At 58.1% G+C, this 22,310-nt stretch carries 23 protein-coding genes; 6 read left to right on the top strand and 17 right to left on the bottom strand.

The window, feature by feature from the left end; all coding sequences use genetic code 11:
- Positions 1 to 4: 4 nt before the first annotated feature.
- The 4 genes from QUE75_RS16195 to traF form a co-directional block, all read right to left on the bottom strand.
- Complete coding sequence (locus QUE75_RS16195) at positions 5 to 1,183, bottom strand: acetyl-CoA C-acetyltransferase (protein WP_138435453.1); 1,179 nt, start codon at positions 1,181 to 1,183, stop codon at positions 5 to 7.
- A gap of 139 nt (positions 1,184 to 1,322) precedes the next feature.
- Positions 1,323 to 2,063 (bottom strand): pteridine reductase, encoded by a 741-nt coding sequence (locus tag QUE75_RS16190; RefSeq protein WP_230715551.1) that lies wholly within the window; start codon positions 2,061 to 2,063, stop codon positions 1,323 to 1,325.
- Positions 2,064 to 2,078: 15 nt separating this feature from the next.
- Positions 2,079 to 3,191, bottom strand: coding sequence for a multifunctional CCA tRNA nucleotidyl transferase/2'3'-cyclic phosphodiesterase/2'nucleotidase/phosphatase (locus QUE75_RS16185; protein ID WP_286251771.1), 1,113 nt, complete (start codon positions 3,189 to 3,191; stop codon positions 2,079 to 2,081).
- Between the two features lie 161 nt (positions 3,192 to 3,352).
- On the bottom strand, positions 3,353 to 4,597 hold the full coding sequence (traF, locus tag QUE75_RS16180) for a conjugal transfer protein TraF (RefSeq protein ID WP_106694655.1): 1,245 nt from the start codon (positions 4,595 to 4,597) through the stop codon (positions 3,353 to 3,355).
- A gap of 248 nt (positions 4,598 to 4,845) precedes the next feature.
- Between traF and QUE75_RS16175 the strand changes: the two genes are divergently transcribed.
- Both QUE75_RS16175 and QUE75_RS16170 read left to right on the top strand, forming a co-directional pair.
- Complete coding sequence (locus tag QUE75_RS16175; protein WP_286251769.1) at positions 4,846 to 5,385, top strand: LPP20 family lipoprotein; 540 nt, start codon at positions 4,846 to 4,848, stop codon at positions 5,383 to 5,385.
- A gap of 33 nt (positions 5,386 to 5,418) precedes the next feature.
- On the top strand, positions 5,419 to 6,621 hold the full coding sequence (locus QUE75_RS16170; protein WP_286251767.1) for a flagellar assembly protein T N-terminal domain-containing protein: 1,203 nt from the start codon (positions 5,419 to 5,421) through the stop codon (positions 6,619 to 6,621).
- 2 nt (positions 6,622 to 6,623) lie between these two features.
- Here the strand turns inward: QUE75_RS16170 and QUE75_RS16165 are convergent, their stop codons facing one another.
- The 8 genes from QUE75_RS16165 to trhP all read right to left on the bottom strand — a co-directional run bounded on the left by QUE75_RS16165 (position 6,624) and on the right by trhP (position 14,729).
- On the bottom strand, positions 6,624 to 7,082 hold the full coding sequence (locus tag QUE75_RS16165) for a SufE family protein (protein WP_058090504.1): 459 nt from the start codon (positions 7,080 to 7,082) through the stop codon (positions 6,624 to 6,626).
- Positions 7,079 to 7,621: a putative Fe-S cluster assembly protein SufT gene (sufT, locus tag QUE75_RS16160; RefSeq protein WP_152439009.1), complete on the bottom strand. Its 543-nt coding sequence runs from the start codon at positions 7,619 to 7,621 to the stop codon at positions 7,079 to 7,081. The genes QUE75_RS16165 and sufT overlap by 4 nt, the downstream gene beginning before the upstream one ends.
- 18 nt (positions 7,622 to 7,639) lie before the next feature.
- Positions 7,640 to 7,996, bottom strand: coding sequence for a HesB/IscA family protein (locus tag QUE75_RS16155; RefSeq protein WP_061332969.1), 357 nt, complete (start codon positions 7,994 to 7,996; stop codon positions 7,640 to 7,642).
- 12 nt (positions 7,997 to 8,008) lie between these two features.
- Positions 8,009 to 9,262 carry an aminotransferase class V-fold PLP-dependent enzyme gene (locus QUE75_RS16150; protein ID WP_286251764.1) on the bottom strand — a complete coding sequence of 418 codons (1,254 nt, stop codon included), beginning with the start codon at positions 9,260 to 9,262 and terminating at the stop codon, positions 8,009 to 8,011.
- 4 nt (positions 9,263 to 9,266) lie between these two features.
- Complete coding sequence (gene sufD / locus QUE75_RS16145; protein ID WP_138435446.1) at positions 9,267 to 10,553, bottom strand: Fe-S cluster assembly protein SufD; 1,287 nt, start codon at positions 10,551 to 10,553, stop codon at positions 9,267 to 9,269.
- A gap of 15 nt (positions 10,554 to 10,568) precedes the next feature.
- Positions 10,569 to 11,330, bottom strand: a complete 762-nt coding sequence (gene sufC, locus QUE75_RS16140; RefSeq protein WP_286251761.1) for a Fe-S cluster assembly ATPase SufC — start codon at positions 11,328 to 11,330, stop codon at positions 10,569 to 10,571.
- Positions 11,331 to 11,371: 41 nt separating this feature from the next.
- Positions 11,372 to 12,820, bottom strand: coding sequence for a Fe-S cluster assembly protein SufB (gene sufB / locus QUE75_RS16135; RefSeq protein ID WP_286251760.1), 1,449 nt, complete (start codon positions 12,818 to 12,820; stop codon positions 11,372 to 11,374).
- Positions 12,821 to 13,406: 586 nt separating this feature from the next.
- The gene (trhP, locus tag QUE75_RS16130; RefSeq protein WP_286251758.1) at positions 13,407 to 14,729 is read right to left on the bottom strand and encodes a prephenate-dependent tRNA uridine(34) hydroxylase TrhP; all 1,323 of its coding nucleotides are present in this window, start codon (positions 14,727 to 14,729) and stop codon (positions 13,407 to 13,409) included.
- A 187-nt stretch (positions 14,730 to 14,916) separates the two neighbouring features.
- On the opposite strand from trhP, the gene QUE75_RS16125 reads away from it, so the two are divergent.
- On the top strand, positions 14,917 to 15,273 hold the full coding sequence (locus QUE75_RS16125; protein WP_072676369.1) for a helix-turn-helix domain-containing protein: 357 nt from the start codon (positions 14,917 to 14,919) through the stop codon (positions 15,271 to 15,273).
- On the opposite strand, the gene fabB is transcribed toward QUE75_RS16125, so the two are convergent.
- Together fabB and fabA are read right to left on the bottom strand one after the other, a co-directional pair.
- Positions 15,274 to 16,485, bottom strand: a complete 1,212-nt coding sequence (gene fabB, locus QUE75_RS16120) for a beta-ketoacyl-ACP synthase I (protein WP_152439004.1) — start codon at positions 16,483 to 16,485, stop codon at positions 15,274 to 15,276. It abuts the gene before it with no gap.
- 11 nt (positions 16,486 to 16,496) lie between these two features.
- Entirely contained in the window at positions 16,497 to 17,006 is a 510-nt protein-coding gene (gene fabA / locus QUE75_RS16115) for a bifunctional 3-hydroxydecanoyl-ACP dehydratase/trans-2-decenoyl-ACP isomerase (RefSeq protein ID WP_061332961.1), read from the bottom strand.
- Between the two features lie 249 nt (positions 17,007 to 17,255).
- Here fabA and QUE75_RS16110 point away from each other — a divergent pair, with 249 nt between their 5' ends.
- Positions 17,256 to 17,789, top strand: coding sequence for an SRPBCC family protein (locus tag QUE75_RS16110; RefSeq protein ID WP_138435443.1), 534 nt, complete (start codon positions 17,256 to 17,258; stop codon positions 17,787 to 17,789).
- Here the strand turns inward: QUE75_RS16110 and QUE75_RS16105 are convergent.
- A complete protein-coding gene (locus tag QUE75_RS16105; RefSeq protein ID WP_286251751.1) occupies positions 17,741 to 18,925 on the bottom strand; it encodes an NnrS family protein in 1,185 nt (394 codons plus the stop codon). The two genes, QUE75_RS16110 and QUE75_RS16105, sit on opposite strands and share 49 nt — an antisense overlap.
- A gap of 125 nt (positions 18,926 to 19,050) precedes the next feature.
- On the opposite strand from QUE75_RS16105, the gene QUE75_RS16100 reads away from it, so the two are divergent.
- Positions 19,051 to 19,428 carry a SirB2 family protein gene (locus tag QUE75_RS16100; protein WP_286251749.1) on the top strand — a complete coding sequence of 126 codons (378 nt, stop codon included), beginning with the start codon at positions 19,051 to 19,053 and terminating at the stop codon, positions 19,426 to 19,428.
- 5 nt (positions 19,429 to 19,433) lie between these two features.
- Here QUE75_RS16100 and QUE75_RS16095 read toward each other — a convergent pair whose 3' ends face one another.
- Complete coding sequence (locus QUE75_RS16095) at positions 19,434 to 20,255, bottom strand: ion transporter (RefSeq protein ID WP_106694665.1); 822 nt, start codon at positions 20,253 to 20,255, stop codon at positions 19,434 to 19,436.
- A 216-nt stretch (positions 20,256 to 20,471) separates the two neighbouring features.
- On the opposite strand from QUE75_RS16095, the gene QUE75_RS16090 reads away from it, so the two are divergent.
- Positions 20,472 to 21,824, top strand: coding sequence for a hypothetical protein (locus tag QUE75_RS16090; protein ID WP_286251745.1), 1,353 nt, complete (start codon positions 20,472 to 20,474; stop codon positions 21,822 to 21,824).
- Between the two features lie 27 nt (positions 21,825 to 21,851).
- Here the strand turns inward: QUE75_RS16090 and QUE75_RS16085 are convergent, their stop codons facing one another.
- The gene (locus tag QUE75_RS16085) at positions 21,852 to 22,310 is read right to left on the bottom strand and encodes an EVE domain-containing protein (protein ID WP_230715799.1); all 459 of its coding nucleotides are present in this window, start codon (positions 22,308 to 22,310) and stop codon (positions 21,852 to 21,854) included.

Raw genomic sequence — 22,310 nt, 5'->3', positions numbered from 1 at the left:
GGGCTTAGCGCTCCACCGCCAGGGCAACGCCCATGCCGCCACCGATGCACAAAGTCGCCAGGCCTTTCTTGGCGTCGCGGCGTGCCATTTCGTGCAGCAGGGTGACCAGAATACGGCAGCCGGAAGCGCCGATCGGGTGGCCAATGGCAATGGCGCCGCCATTTACGTTGACCTTGCTGGTATCCCAGCCCATGTCCCGGTTGACCGAGATGGCCTGGGCCGCGAAGGCTTCGTTGGCTTCGATCAGGTCCAGCTCGGCCGCTGTCCAGCCGGCGCGCTCAAGGCAGCGCTGGCTGGCGGGAATCGGGCCGGTACCCATGATGGTGGGGTCAACACCAGCATTGGCGTGGGCCTTGATGGTGGCCAGCGGGGTCAGGCCCAGTTCTTTGGCTTTTTCGGCACTGCACACCATCACGGCGGCGGCGCCATCGTTCAGGGATGAAGCATTGCCAGCGGTCACGGAGCCGTCTTTCTTGAACGCCGGGCGGAGTTTACCAAGGCTGTCTCCGGTCACGCCGTCGCGGGGGCATTCGTCCTTACTGATCACCAGCGGGTCGCCTTTGCGCTGGGGAATGGTGATCGGAACAATCTGGCCGTCAAAATAGCCGGCGTTCTGGGCCGCTACGGCTTTTTGCTGGGAGGCTGCGGCAAATTCGTCCTGCTCGTCCCGGCTGATACCGTACTTCTCCACGATGTTTTCGGCGGTGATGCCCATGTGATAATCGTTGAAGGCATCCCACAGGCCATCGTTCACCATGGTGTCGACCATGCTCCAGTTGCCCATGCGCTGGCCATTACGGCTGTTGGGCAGAACGTGTGGCGCCTGGCTCATGCTTTCCTGGCCACCAGCGACAATCATCTCGGCATCACCGCACTGAATGGCTTGCACCGCCATATGAACCGCTTTCAGGCCGGAACCACATACCTTGTTGATGGTGATCGCTGGTGTGGAGCTTGGCAGGCCGGCATTGATGGCTGCCTGGCGGGCAGGGTTCTGACCGCAACCGGCAGTCAGTACCTGGCCCAGGATGACTTCATTGATCTGCTCGCCGGCCACGCCGGTTTCTTCCATCAGCGCCTTGATCACGGCGGAACCGAGTTGGTCGGCCCGCAGGGTGGACAAACCGCCACCGAAGCTGCCAACAGCAGTACGTTTTGCGGCAACAATCACGACATCACGCATGGGAATTCTCCGTTGCAAAGGGCAGGATCAGGACGATGCCTGCCGGCGTGTGAATACAAGATGGCAAGCATTGTAGCGGGAAAGCCTGGCTCGGCCAAAACAACCAAGGTATGGGTTGATTCAGCCTGCCGGGAGTGATTTACATATTCAGACTGCGACCGCCGTCGACGGAGAGAATCTGACCGGTCACAAAGGGGGCATCACACAGCAGGTAGGCGATGGCACCGGCAATGTCGTCGGGGTTGCCGGTACGGGCCAGGGGTGTTTTGTCCAGAATGGCCTGCTGATAAGTTGGATCAATCGCGGCATCGCCCTCTGGCCAGAGGATAGCGCCAGGCGATACACCGTTTACCCTGATCTCTGGGGCATGATCTTTGGCCCAGGATCGGGTGAGGGCGGCCAAGCCCGCTTTGCTGGCGCAGTACAGGGGGTGATCGTTCAGCGGTTTCTCACTGTAGATGTCGATCAGATTTATCACGGCCCCATTGTTCTTCTTCAACTCAGGCAGGCAGTGTTTGAGCAAAAAGAATGGCGCTTTCAGGTTGGCGCCCATGATGGCGTTCCAGTCGTCTTCACCGGAGTCTTCGGTGGTTCTGGGATAGAAGACTGAGGCGTTGTTGACCAGGCCATCCAGCCGCTCCCAATGTTGGCAGGCGGTTTTGGCCAGCCTGGCAACCTGTTCCATGTCTGTCAGGTCTGCCTGTATCGAGGTGGCTGAGTCAGACCGTTCCCGGTTCAGTTTTTCCATCAGTTCGGCCGCTTGGTCCGCCCTCGAACGATAGTGGATGACCACATTCCAGCCCCGGGCGTGCAGGACCTCCGCGGTACGGGCGCCGAGACGGTGGGCGGCGCCGGTGATCAGAACAACAGGAGCTGCCATAAAGAATTCCTCTGGTCAGTTGGTCAATGCCTGTTTGATACGTGCCAGCCGCTCGTTGCGGATTGCATCGCCCAGGGCTTTTCCTTTGTGGCCCTGTTTGATCAAGTCTTGCGGGTTGACCGCTGAGGCGTGTCGTGCGGCCAGGTTGAGCCGGTCAAGTCTGTCTGACTGGCCGGGTTTGACGGCGCAGGCAAGGGTTTCCTGCAAGTGGAGAAAACGCTCCGGGCGGCGCGAGAGGTCGGCTTTCTCCAGCAGCTCCAACGCTTGCTCCGGCGCAAGGGCCTTCGGGCCCTGATCGCCCAGGTGCTCCATATAAAGGCAGACCAGGTGGACCATGTCTTTGCAGTCATTCGGGCTTTTCATGGCTTTTGCGCGAGCGACAGCGTCGGGTTCCGGCACGGCGCACAGCAATGCGGCGAAGCGCTGGGCCGTGTTGCCGTTTTTCCGGTGCACGCAATGCAGGGCCTGAAGTCCGTGCTGGAGAATGTCCGGGCTGGCGAGCTCTGGAATCAGAACCTCCAGTGCGCCAACGTCTTTGAGTACATCGAAAAAGACACCGGGCGCTTGCTCATGCAGTGCTCGTTGAACCTCCTGCCACACGCGCTCCGGGACAAGATCCCCCAGCTCGCCCTCACGGACCATCTGTTGCATCAGGGCCCTGGTTTCGTAGCATACGGTAAAGCCCATGGGTTGCAGGCGCGCGGCAAACCGTGCGGTTCTCAGGATGCGCAGGGGGTCTTCCGCAAAGGCTTCGGACACATGACGAAGCTTTTTCTGCTCGAGGTCGCCGTGACCGTGGAAAGGATCGACCAACTCGCCATCTTCGGTTTCTGCCATGGCGTTGATGGTCAGGTCCCGGCGCTTCAGATCCTGCTCCAGGGTGACATCCGGGGCGCTGTATACGGTAAACCCATGGTAGCCCCGGCCCTGCTTGCGTTCGGTGCGGGCCAGGGCGTATTCCTCGCCGGTTTTCGGGTGCAGGAAAACCGGGAAATCGGCCCCTACCTGTTTGAAACCCTTCGCTCGCATTTCATCTGGTGTGCTGCCGACCACCACCCAGTCACGGTCTTTTACCTCAAGGCCGAGCAGTTTGTCCCGAACGGCGCCGCCTACCAGATAGGTTTGCATGGAGCTGGGGTTTCCTTTGGTGTGTGGGTGCAGTCGGTAGATTATCCGGCCACAGTCTGCCGTAGGCAAACCCCAACTGTGACTTTGAGCGGCAAGGACGCGGTGAGGCACAAAAAAAGCCCGGGTTACGGGGCAGGCCGGGCTCTGGAACTACGGCGATATCAGAAGGAGGTGCCAAGCTCGATCGCGGCACCCACATCAGCGCTGCTGTACAGGGCGCCAATATCCAGACGCGCGCCGAGAACGTTCAGTCCCAGACCAGCGGTGAATTGGGTATCTTCTTCAATACCGTCGTTGTCGCTGTTGCTGGCCAGGTTGTGGCGGATACCGGCGCGCAGCTGGGCGTAGCGCCAGGCGTCGAATTCGGCACCGACCGCCAGCCATTGGGTATCGTCTTCAAAGCCGAAGGCTTTTTTCTTGGTCAGGTCCAGTTCGGCGGTGACTACGTGGTAGTCGCTCTTGTGGGCGATGGCGGCGGTAACCATGGGGTTGAGTTCGAGGGTGCGTTTCTCTTCACCTCGAGCTTGGGCAGAGTCCAGCTCCATGGGTATCAGGTTTCTGGCAACAATGCCCGCATTCCACTCGCGGTTTTCGCCGAAGGCATAGGCGGCACCAATGTCCAGGTTGAAGCCGCTTTTGTCGGTTTCGAACTCGTCACCGTCGAAATCATCGTCGTCAAATCTTGAGACTCGTTCGGTGTATTGGAAGGTTCGGAGTTCGATGTATTTGGGGGTTATGCCTAGCTGAAGCTGCTCGCCGTTATTGAGCTCGAAGGATCTGGCGAAACTCAAACCAACCTCTGCAACTGCAGAGGCAAGGATGCTGCCTCTGGACTCCAGTTCGTCGGTAATGCCAGGTGTCAGGATTCCGGCTTCGACAGCTGCCAATCGGGCGTCATCGTTTTCGCTGTACTCGCCTCGAACTGTTGCGGTTAGGTTGCCGTTCGCCATCACTCCAACCGACAGGCTAGGCCCGGGAAGAGCAACGGCCAACCCGAGACCGGCATTCACTCGGACAGTATCACGGTCGAAATTCTGAAGCTGCTCACGCAGCTTTCCGGCATTATCCTGGGCAGATCCCTGATTCAGGCTGTTGATGGATTGCTCGAGTTCGTCAATTGTGTCCTGAATATCATCAATCTGATCAACAACTTCTTCTTCATCCGCAAATCGTGCATTGACCGAAGGCAGCATCAGGCCGAAATCATCCGCCCAGTCGTGCTGGGGTGCCGCCATCATGGCCGGGTTGGCCAAGGGGGCAGCAGAGGGATGTGCTACGGCGACGCCAGTCCCGCCCATGGCGAAGGAGCGCGCAGACATGGGTGCCTGCGGGCTCGCAAGGGCAGAGGTGGTGGCAATGGAAAGGCTGATGGCCAGGGACAATTTGCAAAGGCGGTTTGTTTTCATGAACAGTCCTGAGTTGTTATATGCAGGTACAAACAATTAAGTACTTGAAAGGTTAGACGAGTTTAATCCGTGAAGCAGCTCACAACGGGTAACGGTTTGTTCCCGAACTGTAAACGAAGGCAGACTGTTGCCGCTTTCCCAAGGGAGAAAGATCGTTGTTTTTGAAAAAGCAAGTAACATCATTGGGTTGCTGATGCTGGCGTGATTTTTTCATGGATACTGCAAAAGTGTTTTCCGGAGACAAGATAATGACACTGCGATGGACTCTCGTGCCTGTTCTGGTTTTTACATTGGCAGCCTGCGCGCCGGTGGGCAGTTATCAGAACAGCTCGCAGGATACCCGTACCGAATTTGAACCCATCACCGTTCGGGTCAGTGGTTTTGGCACCTACCAGGATGTTCGTGAGGACCGCATAAATCCTCGAAAGCGGTTGATGGCCAGGCGTGCTTCGCAGCTGGATGCCTATCGGAACCTGGCTGAGCGGGTATACGGTACGGTGATTTACGGCAGCTCCACGGTGAATGATTTTGTCGTTAACAATGACAACTTCCGCACCTATGTAGACAGTTATATACGCGGTGCACGGATGGTGGCGGTGAACGAGCACAGCGATGGTGTGATTGAGACAGTGATGGAGCTCAAGCTGGAACCAAGGTTTCGCGAGTGCGTTTCACAGGTGGTGGATGATCAGGTTCGGGATCAATGTATGATCCCCATGCCGCGTCAGAACGACCGGGTAGGGGATGTGGAAACCCGGCGCACCCAGTCACTCTATTATCTGGATTAATCCGCTGATGCCCTGGCGGAATGCGGGAGAAGTATGAAAGCCATTGTTCTATTGTTGCTGTGGGCCTGCTCGGGCGTGGTCAGTGCCGCCGTGCTTGAGGGGGTGGGCCATGCCAATATCCGGGAGAACAATCTGGACCAGGCCCGCGCCGAGGCCCGGCAGGCGGCCATGCGTGATCTCGCCTTGCAGTATGAGGCCAGCGTAAGCACCCAGGATACGCTTGAAAACGGTGAGCTGACCCAGTCCCGAACGCGGCTTTCGGCCACCGCCCAGTTACGTAACGCCACCATCGTGGATGAATACCGCAGCGGCAACCTTTTGCGGGTGGTGGTGCGGGCCGAGATGGCGGATGCTTCCGGTACCGAAAGCTGTAAGGCCGGGGAAGCCTCCGGGCTGCGCAAGCGAGTTGCGGTGACAGGATTTCCGATTGTCCGGCCACAGCAGGGAGGTAACCCGGGGCTTGATGATGCCGGCGAGAAACTGCCGCAGGCACTGATTGCCCGCCTGCAGTCCCAGGGCAGAATGCAGGTGTTGGGCTCTACCTCGTTGCAACTTTTCAGCGATTTGCCAGACGCCCCGACCTCGCGCCAGAATCTGGCGGCGAATCATCTGACCAATGTGGTCCAACTGGCCCGGGAGCTCGGCGCGCAGTTTGTGGTGTCTGGCGTCATCAGGGATATCGGTGTGGCTGACCCTAATGCCTGGGGCAGTTCCATCGTGAACCGAATGCAGCGGGGGATCGGGCTGGTGGATACCAGTCGCCGGTTTGAAGCAGAAGTGATGGTGTTCGATGGCTTCAGCGGTTCCCCGGTGTTTCGTCAGCGCTTTGAAACCTCTGCTCGCTGGGATCCGAAAGGCGCAGGCACTGGTGGCTTTGCTTCGGCCGGCTTTGAAAAATCGGAGTGGGGGCAGGCGGTGACTGGCGTGATTGATGATATGGCTGTAGCCGTTAACAGTGCGTTGGCGTGCCAACCGTTCATGGCCCGGGTGACCCGTGTGGAGAGCAATCGTGTGACCCTGGCTTCCGGCGCGACAGCCGGATTGCGGCCGGGCGACGAGCTCAATATCTACCGTAGTCAGCGTTATTTCGATTCACTGGATGGTACACCCGAGCTGACGGATGCGAAGGTGTCCATTACCCTGGATAACGTCCACCCGGATTTCAGCACCGGTCGCCTGCCGGTGACCGGTGGCCAGGCGAATATCCAGAGGGACGATATTGCTATAATCTGGTGAGATCAGGCGGCTTCGGCCGCCGCGATGTCCCGGATCTTCCCGACCATAGCCCGCAGGCCGTTACCCCGTGTCGGGGAGATATGGCGGAACAGGTCCAGTTGTTCAAACAGTTCATCGATGTCGGTGGCCAACAACTCTCGCGGTGTCTTGCCGTTCAGGGCTACCAGAATAATGGCCGCCAGACCGCGCACGATGATGGCGTCTGAGTCGATCAGCAGGAACAGTTTGCCGCTGTCCTCATCGTGATGGTGAACCAGCCACACCTGGCTCTGGCAGCCATGCACATAATTCTCTTCTGTCCGCTCGTCATCCGGGAACGCCGGCAACTGTTTGCCCAGGTCCACGATGTAGGCGTAGCGCTCTTCCCAGTCGTCCAGAAACTCAAAGGCATCCAGAACGTCTTCCAGGGTGGTTTTTACCCCCAGAGGGTTGTCGAGAAATTGTTCCTTGCTGGCGGTCATAGCATTCCCAGTTCGAGTTTGGCTTCGTCGGTGAGCATATCGTTGTTCCAGGGCGGATCAAAGGTCAGCTCAACCGTTACCTTATCGACGTTGGGGACATGCTCCACCTTGGTTTGCACATCGTTGGTGATGACGGGGCCCATGCCGCAGCCAGCGGCGGTGAGGGTCATGGTGATGTGAATGTGGTTGCCGTCTTCGGTGCCGTTCTCGATTTTGCAGTTGTAGATCAGGCCCAGGTCCACCACGTTCACCGGGATTTCCGGGTCGTAGCAGTTGCGCAAGGCTTCCCACACCTGGTTTTCGTTGATGGTGCCGTCTTCCGGGGTCTCAAAGCTGCTTTCCAGGGGCTGTTTGCCCAAGGCGTCTGCGTCGTGACCTTCAATGCGAGCCAGGTTGCCGTTCACCGCGACGGTAAAGGTGCCACCGAGGGACTGAGTGATGGTCACGAAGGTGTCCGACGGAATCATGATTTCCGTACCGGAAGGCACCAGCCGGGCCTCCACTTCGCGCTTGGTTAGAACAACTTCCCGTTCTTGCATGCTCTGTAAGACCTCTGTTTATGCCACCGTAAAACTCTCGCCACAACCACACTCCGCTGTCGCGTTGGGGTTGCGGAAGCGGAACAGGGAGTTCACGCCCTCGGTAACAAAGTCGATTTCAATGCCGTTTACCAGGGGCAGGTGTTCCTGCTTTACGAATACATCCACGCCGTCGATGGTAAAAATACGGTCGTCGGATTCCGGGGTTTCCACCCACTGGGTTTCATACTTGAAGCCGGAGCAGCCACTCTTTTTGATGGCCAGGCGAATGCCCTTGGCTTCCGGTTTTTTATCCAGTTGTTTGCGAACGTGTTTGACCGCCGTCGGAGTCATGGTCACGTTCACATCATTTGGGGTGAAGACTTCGGCTGACATGTTTCCACCTCCTCAGGCAAACAGGCGCTGGATCTTTTGCAGGCCGGTAAACAGTTTCTCGACCTCTTCCAGCGTATTGTAGAACGCAAATGAAGCCCGGGCTGTACCGGGTACTCCGTAGAAATCCATCAATGGCATCGCGCAGTGGTGACCCGTGCGGATGGCAATGCCTTGCTGGTCCAGCAGGGTGCCGATGTCGCTTGGGTGCAGGCCGGCAATCTTGAAGGACATTACCGGTACTTTCTGCCTCGCGGTGCCGATAATCTCCATGCCCGGAACTGTCTCAACCAGCTCGTTGGCTCGTATAAGCAGGGCATTTTCTGCCGCTTCCATGGCCTGGCGGTCCAGCCCGTCCAGGTAGTCTATCGCGGCCGCGAGGCCCACGGCCTCGGCGATCGCCGGGGTGCCAGCTTCAAACTTGTAGGGCAGAACGTTCCAGGTGGTGCGCTCGAACGACACCCGCTCAATCATCTCGCCTCCACCCTGATAAGGAGGCATTTCTTCCAGCAGCTCTGCACGGCCATACAGCACACCGATGCCGGTGGGGCCGAACAGTTTGTGGGATGAAAACACGTAGAAATCGCAACCCAGCGCCTGCACATCCGGCTTGAAGTGGGGCACGGCCTGGGCGCCGTCAATCAGGGTGACCACGCCCTGTTTCTTCGCCTGTTCGATCAGTGGCGCCACCGGGTTTACTGTGCCCAGCACGTTGGATACGTGGGTAAGGGCCAATACTCGGGTGCGCTCGTTCAGCAGGCTGTTGAATGAATCAAGGTCAAGCTCGCCATCGGGGGTAACCTGCACAGGCACCACTTTGGCACCGGTGCGCTCGGCGATCATCTGCCAGGGCACGATGTTAGCGTGATGTTCCATATGACTGACCAGGATCTCATCGCCGGATTTCAGGCGCGGAGCCAGGCCATTGGCTACCAGGTTGATGGCTTCGGTGGTGCCCCGGGTCCAGATGATCTCTTTGGTGCTGGGGGCATTCAGGAAGTGCCGCACGATTTCCCGGGCACCTTCAAAAGCCGTTGTGGCGCGGTCCCCCAGGGTATGGGCGCCCCGGTGCACGTTCGAGTGCATTTCCCGGTAATAGCGATCCATGGCATCCAACACCGCCTGCGGCTTCTGGGCCGAAGCGCCGTTGTCCAGATACACCAGCGGCTTCCCGTTGATTTCCTGTGCCAGGATCGGGAAGTCTCGGCGGATGGCTTCTACATCAAACGCCGGGGAGTTGGTGTTCTTTACCACGGACAGGTCAGTCATGCCCTCAGGCCTCCTGAAAGGTTTGCTCAAAGAAATCGTTGAGCCGCGCCTGGGCAGTTTCGCGCACGGCTTCCACCGGAATCTGCTGCACCAGCTCGTTGATAAACGCCATGGTCAACAACACGTTGGCCTGCCGGCGGCCAATGCCGCGGGATACCAGATAGAACACCGAGGTTTCATCCAGCTGGCCAATGGTGGCGCCGTGTGCGCACTTGACGTCGTCCGCATAGATCTCCAATTCCGGCTTTGTATCAATCTCTGCACCGTTAGACAGCAGCAGGTTTTTGTTGTTCATATCCGCGTTGGACTTCTGGGCGTCCTGGTGGATATGAATCCGGCCGTTGAAGATAGCGTGGGATTGGTCCGCAGCAATATTGCGGTAGGTCTCTTCGCTGTTGCAGTGGGCAGCCACATGGTCAATGGATGTGTGGTTGTCGTAATGCTGTTTGCCTTGGGTAACCACCACACCATTAAGCTTGGTTTCGGCCCCTTCACCTTCCAGGCGAACCTGCAGGTCGTGCCGACGCAACGGGCCGCCGAAGCCCACGCAGTGGCTTTCGAACCGGGAGCTGCGTTGCTGCAGAACGCCGGTAGCGCCAATGTGCTGAACGTTTTCGCCTTCCATGTTCAGGCGAATGCTGGTGATGTTGGCGCCATCGGCCAGGTTGAATTCGGTAACGGTGTTAACCAGGGCGCTTGCGTCACCACTGGAAATGTATTCTTCCACCAGCGTCATCTGGCTGTTGGCGCCGGCTTCCACGTAGATGCGCGGATAGGCCGAACCACTGGCATCAGCGGTGGTTTCATGGATCACAAACAGCGGCTGGTCGAGCACGGCACCTGGCTTCAGGCGAATCAACAGGCCGTCCTCAAAACGGGCGCCGTTCACGCGGGCAAACTGCGCCTGATCGTGGTCCAGGGTGCTGCCTAATTGCAGTGACACCGCCTTGGCATCGTCTTCATCCAGGTCACTGAAACTCTGGATGATGATGCCGTTCAGGTCCGGATACTCACTGGCTTCCGGGATCATTACACCGTTATTAAAAACAACCTTGTAACCCGGCACCGCGAGGCTGTTGCCGCCTTTGCCTTCAGCGGGCAACGAGATGGCCATATCGTCGGCCAGCTTCAGGTACTTGCTGGAATACTTCCAGTTCTCGGTTTTTCGGGTCGGCAGTGGCATGTCCACCAGTGCGCTGGCCCGTTGTTTACGCAGCGCCAGCAACGGCTCCGGCAAAGATTGCCCGGCCGGGTGCAGGAAGGCGCTGGAAAGCGTGGGTGCTGATTTCATTCCGCGACCTCCTGATCAGTTGCTGGCGTCTTCGTCTTTAATGCCCAGCCAGCCGTAGCCCCGTTCTTCCAGCTCAAGGGCCAGTTCGCGGCCGCCGGATTTAACGATTTTGCCGCCGGCCAGCACGTGCACGTAGTCAGGCACAATGTGGTTCAGCAGGCGCTGGTAGTGGGTGACCATAAGGATGGCGCGGTCTTCGGCGCGCAAGGCGTTTACGCCGTTGGAGACGACTTGCAGGGCGTCGATGTCCAGGCCAGAGTCGGTTTCGTCCAGAATGGCCAGTTTCGGCTGCAGCAGCAGCGCCTGCATGATTTCGTTACGCTTTTTCTCGCCGCCGGAGAAGCCTTCATTCACGCCGCGCTTCAGGAACGCCGGGTCAAGGTCTACCTGTTTGGAGACTTCCTTGGCCAACTTCATGAACTCGGCGGCGTTCATTTCTTCTTCGCCCTTGTGCTTGCGCATGGCGTTCACGGCGGTGCGCAGGAACTGAAGGTTGCTGACGCCGGGGATTTCCACCGGGTACTGGAATGCCAGGAAGATGCCTTCGCGGGCGCGCTCTTCGGTTTCCAGGTCCAGCAGGTTGTCGCCGTTGAGGGTGACTTCGCCGCTGGTGACTTCAAATGCGTCGTTGCCTGCCAGAACCTGTGACAGGGTACTCTTACCGGAACCGTTCGGGCCCATGATGGCGTGAACTTCCCCGGCTTTGATCTCCAGGTTGATGCCTTTGAGGATTTCTTTGCCCTCAACGGAGGCGTGCAGGTTTTTGATGCTCAGCATTTGTACGCTTCTCTCTGTATTCCGAAATTCTGTAGTGAAAATTAACCAACGGAGCCTTCAAGGCTGACTTCCAGCAGCTTGCCGGCTTCCACGGCGAACTCCATCGGCAACTCCTTGAACACTTCCTTACAGAAACCGTTCACGATCATGGACACTGCCTGCTCCGGGTCGATACCGCGCTGACGGCACAGGAACATCTGCTCGTCGCTGACCTTGGAGGTGGTGGCTTCGTGCTCCACGATGGCCGATTTGTTCTTGCTTTCGATGTACGGGAAGGTGTGGGCGCCGCAGCGGTCGCCGATCAGCAGCGAGTCACACTGGGTAAAGTTACGGGCACCTTCCGCGCCCGGGCCGAATTTTACCAGGCCGCGGTAAGCGTTGGAGCTGCGGCCGGCGGAGATGCCCTTGGAGATGATGGTGCTCTTGGTGTTCTTGCCAAGGTGGATCATCTTGGTGCCGGTGTCGGCCTGCTGGTAGTTGTGGGTGAGGGCGACGGAGTAGAACTCGCCGACGCTGTTCTCACCACGCAGCACACAGCTCGGGTATTTCCAGGTGATGGCGGAGCCGGTTTCTACCTGGGTCCAGGAGATCTTGGAGTTCTTGCCGATGCAGGCGCCGCGCTTGGTCACGAAGTTGTAGATGCCGCCTTTGCCGTTTTCGTCACCCGGGTACCAGTTCTGTACGGTGGAGTATTTGATCTGGGCGTCGTCCAGGGCGACCAGTTCTACCACTGCTGCGTGCAGCTGGTTTTCGTCCCGCATGGGGGCGGTGCAGCCTTCCAGGTAGCTCACGTAGCTGCCTTCTTCGGCGATGATCAGGGTGCGTTCGAACTGGCCGGTGTTGGCGGCGTTAATCCGGAAGTAGGTGGACAGTTCCATGGGGCAGCGAACGCCCTTCGGGATGTATACGAACGAGCCATCGGAGAACACGGCGGAGTTGAGGGCGGCGAAGTAGTTGTCGCCAGCCGGGACAACGCTGCCCAGGTATTTTTTCACCAGGTCCGGATACTTCTGTACCGCTTCGGAGATGGGGCAGAAGATCACGCCCGCTTTTTCCAGCGGTTCCTTGAAAGTGGTGGCCACAGACACGGAATCGAAGACGGCGTCAACCGCAACGCCGGCCAGTTTGGCCCGCTCGTGCAGGGGGATGCCCAGTTTTTCGTAGGTGCGCAGCAGCTCCGGATCAACGTCGTCCAGGCTCTGGGGCATGTCTTCTTTTTTCTTGGGCGCCGAATAATAGGAGATGGAATCGTAGTCCACTTTCGGGAAATCCACGTGGGCCCATTCGGGCTCGTCCATTTCCAGCCAGCGACGGTAGGCTTTCAGGCGCCATTCGAGCATGAACTCCGGTTCCTGTTTGATTTCAGACAGGCGGCGGATTACATCTTCATTGAGGCCGGGTTCGAAGGTGTCGGATTCAATTTCAGTGACGAATCCGTGCTCGTATTCCCGTTTGATCAGCTCTTTCACCTCGTTGTCGGTGGTCGCCATGATCGTCGCTCCGTAATTCTCTCATCTTGGGCATGGTGCCCTGTGTTTCGCCGAGCATACCTTTGGCTGGGTGGTGTCGGCGGATGTCATCTGTTTGCTGGCGTTGCAGTGGTCGCTCGTGTCCTTGAGTACGCCCTGCAATCGGTTTTTGGATGACGGGGTTGGGCATTTAGGCCGGTTTCCCGTTGCTTCTGGCGAGCGATTATACAATACCAGAGTAATTTAGTCAGGTATTAAATCGGTTGTGTAGGGATTATACCTTAATCGGCCCTCGGGGCACTAAGGGGGGGGGGCGGTTATTGCCTTGATAGACTTTGGTGCTGGAGAGTGGCGCTCCTGGCCTTCTTTTATGGTGCAGGGAGTCGGGCGGGTAGGGCCTCCCAAAACACGCTGTGAATACGTCCTTGTACGCTCTGCTCCGCCTCCAAGCGCTAATCGCTCCTGCGTCGCGCTTGGAGTCCGGGGCAGGCCATCCATGGCCAGCCCGTGAAGCGCTTCCGCGCTCCACCCATGGCTCCGCAAGGTTTTGGGAGGCCCTACCCGCCCGACTCCGTCGACATTATTCGGATCGCCACTACGCTTGCCTTTAACTCGCTGGGCTATCAGGGAAAATCTTGGTCAGGTAAGTGAAGTCCAGCTTCTCCGGCAAGTTATCTGGCTTGGGGATTTTAACGATGTGACCGCTGCCGGGGGCGTAGTCCATGGTTTCGCCGTGGCGGTTTTCCATGGTGTCGGCGCTGAAGCGCAGGTTGCCGGCGGGTGTGATGAGTTCGAGTTGGTCGCCGGGGGCGAATCTGTTTTTGACGTCGATGGTGAGCCATCGGTCATCCGCATCGGTAATGGTGCCTACGACCTGCTGGGTGCCGAGGTAGGAGGAGCCCTGTTCGTAGGTCTGGTATTCCTGGGGTACGTGGCGGCGGAGGAAGCCTTCGGTGTAGCCGCGGTTCGAGAGGGCTTCGAGTTCGTTCATCATGTGCATGTCGAAGGGTTTGCCGGCGAGGGCGTCGTTGATGGCCTGGCGGTAGACCTGGGTGGTGCGGGCGACGTAGTAGGTGCTTTTGGTTCGGCCTTCGATTTTCAGGGAGTGGACGCCCATGTTGACCAGTTCGGCGACGTGCTGGACGGCGCGGAGGTCTTTGGAGTTCATGATGTAGGTGCCGTGTTCATCCTCGTACGCGGGGATGAAGCCGCCGGGGCGGTTGGGTTCTTCCAGGAGGATTTCTTTCGGTTCGAAGGTTTCCACGGCGTCGGCGGAGGTGGCGATCAGGTCGCCGGTCTGGTCGTGGCTGTGTTGTACCGGTTTGTAGTTCCAGCGGCAGGCGTTGGTGCAGGCGCCCTGGTTGGCGTCGCGGTGGTTCATGTAGCCGGACAGCAGGCAGCGGCCGGAGTAGGCCATGCATAACGCGCCGTGTACGAAGACTTCGAGTTCCATTTCGGGGACTTTTTCACGGATCTCGCGGATTTCGTTCAGGGCCAGTTCCCGGGACAGGATCACCCGGTTGATGCCCTGGCGGCGCCAGAATTCGACGGTGGCCCAGTTGACGGCGTTGGCCTGGACTGAAAGATGGATCGGTTGGTCCGGCCAGTGTTCCCGTACCAGCATGATCAGGCCCGGGTCGGACATGATCAGGGCGTCGGGCTTATGCTCCAACACCGGCGCCAGGTCTCGCAGGTAGCTGCGCACCTTGTCGTTATGGGGGGCAATGTTGGAGACCAGGTAGAACTGTTTGCCCAGTTCGTGAGCCCGTTCAATGCCCGCGCCAAGGGCTGCAATGTCTTTGAAACTGTTGTTCCTTACTCTCAGCGAGTACCGTGGTTGGCCGGCATAGACGGCATCGGCGCCATAGGCGAAGGCGGTTTCAAGGTGTTCGGGGGTGCCGGCGGGCGCGAGCAGTTCCGGGGTGGTCATGGGGGCTCCGGGTGGTTCTGGTAATCAGTGGTTGCAGGAAGGGCATCATGAAAAATGTGGATTTTGCCCTAAACTGAGTGCATCGCCATTGATCTTGCTCAAAGGTCGTATTGATTGATCTCGGCTAACATGTGTACGCTGACAAACTTTCACAGTGGATTAAAACAGAATGGCAGGGGGAATTGGCATGGCATCGGAGCCTCTGGGGCCTGAGGTTTCAAAGCGTTCGTTGAGTAATCGGGTCAGTGTGCTGATCCGGCTTCAGTTGGCGCGTGGCAAGGTGGGTGTGGAGACGGTGGCAGGGCAGCTGAATATGAGCCGCTACACGTTGCACAAGAAGCTGCGGCAAGAGGGGCTGACGTTTGCGTCGCTGCTGGAGCAGGTGCGCCGCGAACAGGCCATCACCTATATGAAGGATAAGACCAAGCCGCTGGTGGAGATTGCCGAGCAGCTTGGTTTTTCGGAACTCAGCGCATTCAGCCGGGCGTTCAAGCGCTGGATGGGCACTCCGCCGGCTGAATATCGCTCGCTCAGGCTGTCCTGATCAGACTTTCTTGAAAATCAGGGTGGCGTTGGTGCCGCCGAAGCCGAAGCTGTTGCTCATCACCAGGTCCAGGTTCTGGTTGTCCTGGCGTTCCCGAACGATGGGGTAGCCTTCGGCGCCTTCGTCCAGGTTCTGGATGTTGGCAGACGGGGCAATAAAACCTTCCCTTTGCATGATCAGGGTGTAGATGGCTTCGTGCACGCCAGCGGCACCCAGAGCATGGCCGCACAGGGGCTTGGTGGAACTCAGTGGCGGGATCTTGTCGCCAAAGGTGTCCTTCAGAGCTTTCAGCTCGGTGATGTCACCGGCCGGGGTGCTGGTGCCGTGGGTATTGATGTATTTGATCTCACCGCCAGCCTGCGCCATGGCCTGCTTCATGCAGCGAACTGCACCTTCACCGCTCGGGGCGACCATATCGGCGCCGTCTGAGGTGGCACCAAAGCCAACCAGTTCCGCGAGAATTGTCGCGCCGCGGGCTTCTGCGTGCTCCAGGGATTCCAGTACCAAAGCACCGCCACCGCCTGAAATAACAAAGCCGTCGCGATCCGCATCGTAGGTGCGTGAGGCCTGTTCCGGTGTGTCGTTGTACTTGGTGGATAGAGCACCCATGGCGTCGAACATCAGGCTCAGGGTCCAGTGAATGTCTTCACCGCCACCGGCGAGCATGACTTCCTGGCGGCCGAGGGCGATCTGGTCTGCTGCGTGGCCAATGCAGTGGGCACTGGTGGCGCAGGCAGAGGTGATGCCGTAGTTGATGCCGGTAATGCCAAAGGCGGTGGTAATGGAGGCGTTGATCGCGCTACCCATGGTGCGGGGTACCCGATAAGGGCCAACGCGGCGAATGCCTTTGTCGCGATGGGTGTCGATGGCGTCCAGAAGCTCTACGGTAGAGGCACCGCCGGTACCAAACACTGCGCCGGTGCTGTTGGCGCGAATCTGTTCGTCGGTCAGGCCTGCCTGCTCGATGGCTTCTTTGGCTGACAGGTAGCAATAGCCGGCCGCCGGGGACATAAAGCGCCAGATTTTGCGGTCAATCAGTTCCGACAGGTTCAGGTCGATCTTGCCGGCAACGTGGCTGCGCAAGCCGTTGTCCCTGGCCTCTTCGCTGAAGGCGATGCCGGAGCGGGATTCCCGAAGGGACTGGGCTACTTCTTTCTGGTTGGTTCCGAGGCTGGAGACAATCCCCATGCCGGTTACAACAACGCGACGCATCGTGCTAACTCCTAAAAGTCATCAGTAGATGTGAACAGGCCAACCCGAAGGTCTTTGGCGGTGTAGATTTCCCGGCCGTCGACTTCCATACGGGCATCCGCAATTGCCATGGTCAGCTTACGGCGGATGAGGCGTTTAATGTCCAGGCGGTAAGTAACCTTTTTGTTGGTCGGCAACACCTGGCCAAAGAATTTCACTTCGCCGGCACCCAGGGCGCGGCCTTTGCCTTCGCCGCCGGTCCAGGCCAGAAAGAACCCCACCAGCTGCCACATGGCATCCAGGCCCAGGCAGCCGGGCATCACCGGGTCACCCTGAAAATGCACTTTGAAGAACCAGAGGTCCGGGTTGATGTCCAGTTCGGCCACCAGGCTGCCTTTGCCGAATTCACCGTCGTCTGCCGCAATGTGGGTAATGCGGTCTACCATCAGCATTTCATCAATGGGCAGGCGCATGTCGCCCGGGAACAATTCGCCGTGACCGCAGCGGATCAGGTCTTCTTTGTCAAAGTGATCAGGATACATATTGCCTGTGTCTCTGTTGCAGAATCATTTCTTCTACTTTAGCGCCTATCGCCAGAAGAGCTATTGACCTTTAGTGGATGATAGTCGGCGTGAAGTTCCCCATAGTTTGGAAATAGTTCGCAAAAATCCTGTTTTGATGGTCATCAAGGTACTCGCACGGGCGGCTTGCTACTTTGGTCGCGCCTATGGGCTTTGCTTTCAGTTGACAGCCTGGTTACAGAAAACCGGGCTTGTAAAGGGGGTGACAAGATGGATCAGGAAACCATTGATGGCCAGTTAACACCGATGAACGGCCGGATTGCTGCCACGCTTGTGCGGGCTCTTGACCACTCACCCGAAGCAGTGTGGAGGATGCTGACAGATTCTGTCTGCCTGGCCCAGTGGCTGGCGCCAGGCATGTTGGAAGCAAGGCGCGGTGGCCGGGTGCAGCTGGATTTCGGTAACAGTGGCACGCCCATTGACTGCCAGATTACTGCCTGTGAACCAAACCGTTTACTGGCATACTCCTGGAGCGCCGGGGATGCGCCGGAGCGGCCGCTGGAGTGGCGCCTTGAGCCTGAGGAGGGCAGCACACGGCTGACGTTGACCCTGCTGCTGCCAGATGATGAGCTGGTTCCTATTGCCTGTGCCGGGTGGGATGCCCATATGGAAATGCTGATGGCCGCCCTGGAAGGCATCAGCATACATTTCCCGGCGGACCGTTTCCGCCGGGCGCGAGCCCGGTTTGAATCTATTTACCCCTCTCGGCCATCGGCCCTGGGGCTGGCTAACACACCGGTGTAGCGGACCAGGAAAATGAGATAAGCGATCACCCACAGGGCTGTGCTGGTGCCGATGCCAGGGTGCCAGGGGATGACATCAAATGCCGTGACAACTCGAATAACCGCTGCCAGTTGAACCGCCACAAAAGCCAGCACCATACCCTTGGGCAGAACCAATGGGCGGCCGGTGTGGCCGAGGGACACCCGGGCGATTACCCCCAGAATCAGGCAACCAACGGCGCCGGTACCCGCTGCGTGGGTCCAGGCATTGCTTGGCCAGCCTGCCAGCAAAGACCCGGCGAGCAGCAATAGGGCCACCGGGACCCAGAGAATGGACAGGTGCAGGATCCACAGCAAAGGTTCACTGCGTACCAGCCAGCCTTTCCAGTTCGCCAGGCGAGCCAGCATCAACCCGGCAGCCACCAGCGCCAGTACGGCAGTTACGGTTTGCCACCCGGTTACCAGCGAGGCCATCAGCAGGATCATAGAGAACAGCGTGGCCATATCCAGGGCCGGAATCATTTTGACGGCCTCGGCGTTGCCGCCTCGCTGGCGCAGCCAGCCGGCGGAGAAGGCTGGCGTGATGCGGCCGCCAATGATGCTGATCAGGGCCATGGCCATAATCAGCGCGCCATAGCTGAAGGACATATCCAGCCGGGTCACAAAGCCGATCTGCATCAGCCAGAGCAGCCCCAGTACCACCAGAATCATCACCTGCCGTTTCTGCCGGGCTTTCCAGACACGCCAGCCGGCATCGATCATCACCAGCGGCAGGAAGGCGAGGTTGACGCCCTGCACCAGCCATTCCGGCAGGTTGCCACCAAAGGCCAGGAGCAAGCGGCCAGCCAGCCAGACGCCCCAGAGACCCACCAGCAGTGAGCCATGGGTGCGTTCGGTTTGGGTCCAGACACATACCGCCGTCAGCAGAAAGCCCGCGATAGCCGCCGACAGGAAACCGAACAGCATTTCATGCTGATGCCAGAACAGGCCGGGCATAGCCAGGGGCAGTCGTACCGTACCGGTCACTTCCAGCACCCAAAGGGGGATGGCGACAATGGCCAGTACGGTCATAGACAGGAAGAAAATCCGGAATGGGTAACTGAAGAGCTGGCTGACGCTGGCGGAGGCGCGCTCAGGAGAGGCTGGAATGGACTGCATAACTAATCTCCCAAATACATGTATATGCAGTATATGTTAAAGCTGATGAGGTTGAGAAACCATACCTGCTTGGGGGTATTTTGCGTACAATGCGGGCATCATTTTGATTAGGAAAGGAATGTTCTATGAGTGCCTACGTATTGCTGAAGATGCTGCACATGGCCACCGCCTACCTGACGATTATTCTGTTCGCCCTGCGGTTGGTTCTTGATGCGGCGGGTCGACCGGGCTGGCGGCAAACCCCGATGCGGTTTATTCCCCACATCAACGACACCATTTTGCTGGTGTCCGCCATTTCCCTGTTGTTCGTGGTCGGCTACATTCACGCGATGCCGGGCTGGCTGATTGCCAAGATTGTGCTGCTGGTCGGTTACATTATTGCCGGCGTGTTTGCCTTGAAAACCACCGTGGCCAAGCCGGTGCGAATTGTCGCCTCTATTCTGGCCCTGGCCCAGGTGCTCGCGATTCTTCACCTGGCCATGGCCAAACCGTTCTTTGGCTAAAACGCCTATTTCCTCTCGCTGATCTGCCTGGTCAGCTCCTGGAGCTGCTGTTGAACAGCCTGGAGCTGGCGGGCGATCTCGTCTCGCTCGTCGTGGGCTTTCTCGGCTTCCTTGGCGTTCTGCTCTTCGCCCATCACTTCCAGTATTGCTCCGATCATCATGTTCAGAAACACAAACGCCGTCAGGAATATAAAGGTGAGGTAGTAAATCCAGCTTAACGGGTAGACCTCCATTGTGTCGTACATCACGTCAGTCCAGTCTTCAAAGGTCGCGACCCGGAACAGGGTGAGCATGGCGATGGATACATCCCCCCACAAGAACTCGTCAATATCGGCAAAGAACATGGAGCCCATGGCCGCATAGATGTAAAAGATGATGAACATCAGCAGGGCGATGTAGCCCATGCGGGGAATGGCTTTGAGCAGAGAGTTGATCAAAAAACGCAGCTCAGGCACCACCGATACCAGTCGAAGCACCCGGAACACTCTTAGCAGGCGGCCGAGCAGCACCGCTTCGGCGTTATCCAGCGGAATCAGGCTGCCGATCACCACCAGGGTATCAAACAGGTTCCAGCCATCGAACAGAAAGCGTTTCTTGTTCTGGCAGACACCAAAGCGGAACAGGATCTCCACCAGGAAAAACAGGGTGATGGCGTTGTCCAGAACGCTCAGGCTTCGCTCCACCAGTGGCGGGACATCGTAGGTTTTGGCACCGATGGTCAGTGCTGAAAGAATAATGATGGCAATAACCGCGCCCTGAAAGAGTTTGCTGGACTCAATGCGGCGCAGTTGTTCAAAACCGGAAACAGGGCTTAGTTCGGACGACATGGCAAACAAAGGCTCCAGAAAATTCGCGAGGAGCCGGATTCTAAAGCGCTAAGAGGGTATTGGGTAGCCTGAATGTTGATCAGCATTGGCCTGTGGGGGATGCATGCATTTTATAAACAGTGCTTATTTCACATGATCAGAATTATTCATTCGTGCTATGAGGAAAGGGTTTCCATAATCAGGTGACTCACAACAAATACAAGAGAGTGACTTCCCATGGCAGAAAGACCTGAGTTAGCCGGCTGGCGCTGGGGCCCGTTTACCTTGCGCGTGCCGTTCTACCATACCCGGTTATGCTGGTCGGAGTTTCTGCAGGGGCTCTTTGTCTCTGCGGCGACCGGCCTGGCTTTGATACCGGTGATGACAGCCTTCTTCGGTTTGAGTTTTGAGGAGGCGGTTGCGCTTTCCATGATTCATGCTTCCTTGATAGCTTCGGCAGTCATCGTTTTTGGCGAACCCTACGCGGGCGGTTGGATTACGCCTGCCTTGCCGTTAATTCTTGCATTTGTGATCGGTGGCTACGACGATCCGGTCAGCCGGTTTCAGGCCATGACCGCCCTAAGCCTGGTGTTTGCCGCTCTGGTTCTGATGCTGGGCATTACTGGCTTGGGGCGGCGCTTCATTATCTGGCTGCCTGACACCCTGAAAGCGGGCATTATCCTGGGCGCCTCCATCGCCGCGCTCAAGCGAGTCTTCGTGGACGACGCCGAGCGTTTCCTGCTGGAGCAGCCAATTGCCACCGGGTTGGCCTGCGCCATCTGTCTGATTTTCACTTTCTCGGTGCCAATGCAAAAGCTCAAGGCACGAAGCCGGTTCTTCTTCATCCTGGGTGCGCTGGGGCTGTTGCCGGGCTTTCTGGCAGCCGCGATTATCGGGCCGCTGGTGGGTGAGGTGAGCTTTGATATCCAATGGGGCTTTGTGGTGCCGCCGTTGGGAGAGGCGTTGGCCAAGGCATCGCCACTGGTCAATGGCTGGCCGTCACGAGAGATGATCATCCAGAGTATTCCGCTGGCCCTGATTGCCTATATCATCCTGTTCGGTGACCTGGTCACCGGTAACGAAGTGCTGCGGGAAGGCCTGAAAGTCCGCAAGGACGAGCACATCGACATCAACCTCAACCGTACCCACTTTTCCCTGTCCATCCGCAACGCCATCATGGGTATTGTGGCACCGTTCTTCCCGACCCAGGGCGCGGTGTGGACCGGCGTGCACGTTATCGTGGTCCAACGCTGGAAGCAGGGGCCCAAGTCCATGAACAGCCTGCATAGTGGGCTGGCATCTTATTACCTGATGGGCCTGCCATTCATATACTTCCTGCTGCCATTACTGACCGGGCTCAAGCCCCTGCTGGGCGTGGCGTTGTCCCTGACCCTGGTGCTCACCGGCTTTGCCTGTGCCTACATCGCCATGTCGATACCCCGGGATAATGCATCACGGGGCACTGTGGTGCTGATTGGCGCGGCGCTGGCGTTCTTTGAACCCTGGCAAGGCTTGTTGCTGGGGGTTGTGGCGACGCTCGCCCTGGTGGGCTGGGACAGAAGCCCCGATCCAATTCCTCACGATGAGTAAGTGCCGGTCATTCTGGGCAAAAGGTGGTTAAGCCACCTGTTGCAGAATAATCTGCCACTCTTCATCACTGACCGGCATCACCGACAACCTGCTGCCTTTTTTGACCAGTGGCAGGTTGTCCAGTCCCGGCAGTGATTTCAGCTCATCAAGGGGGATCAGGCGCGGAAGTTTACGTTCAAAAGCCATATCCACTGCCTGCCAGCGGGGTTTCTCCGGCGTGCTTTTGCTGTCGTGGTAGGGCGATTCCGGGTCAAACTGACTAGGGTCTGGGTAAGCGCTCCGGGTGACGGTCACGATGCCGGCAATACCAATATGCTTGCAGCTTGAGTGATAGATAAACACCTCATCACCCTCCGCCATCTGTGCCATGAAATTGCGCGCCTGGTAGTTACGCACGCCGTCCCAAGGGATGCTGCCGCCGGACTTGGCGGCAAAGTCGTCAATACTGCACTCCGAAGGTTCGGTTTTTACCAGCCACTTGGCCAT

It is taken from the genome of Marinobacter shengliensis, from assembly GCF_030297115.1.
Classification (GTDB): domain Bacteria; phylum Pseudomonadota; class Gammaproteobacteria; order Pseudomonadales; family Oleiphilaceae; genus Marinobacter; species Marinobacter shengliensis.
Note: the sequence above shows the minus strand (reverse complement) of the source record. Positions and strands in the feature narration are given on the sequence as shown.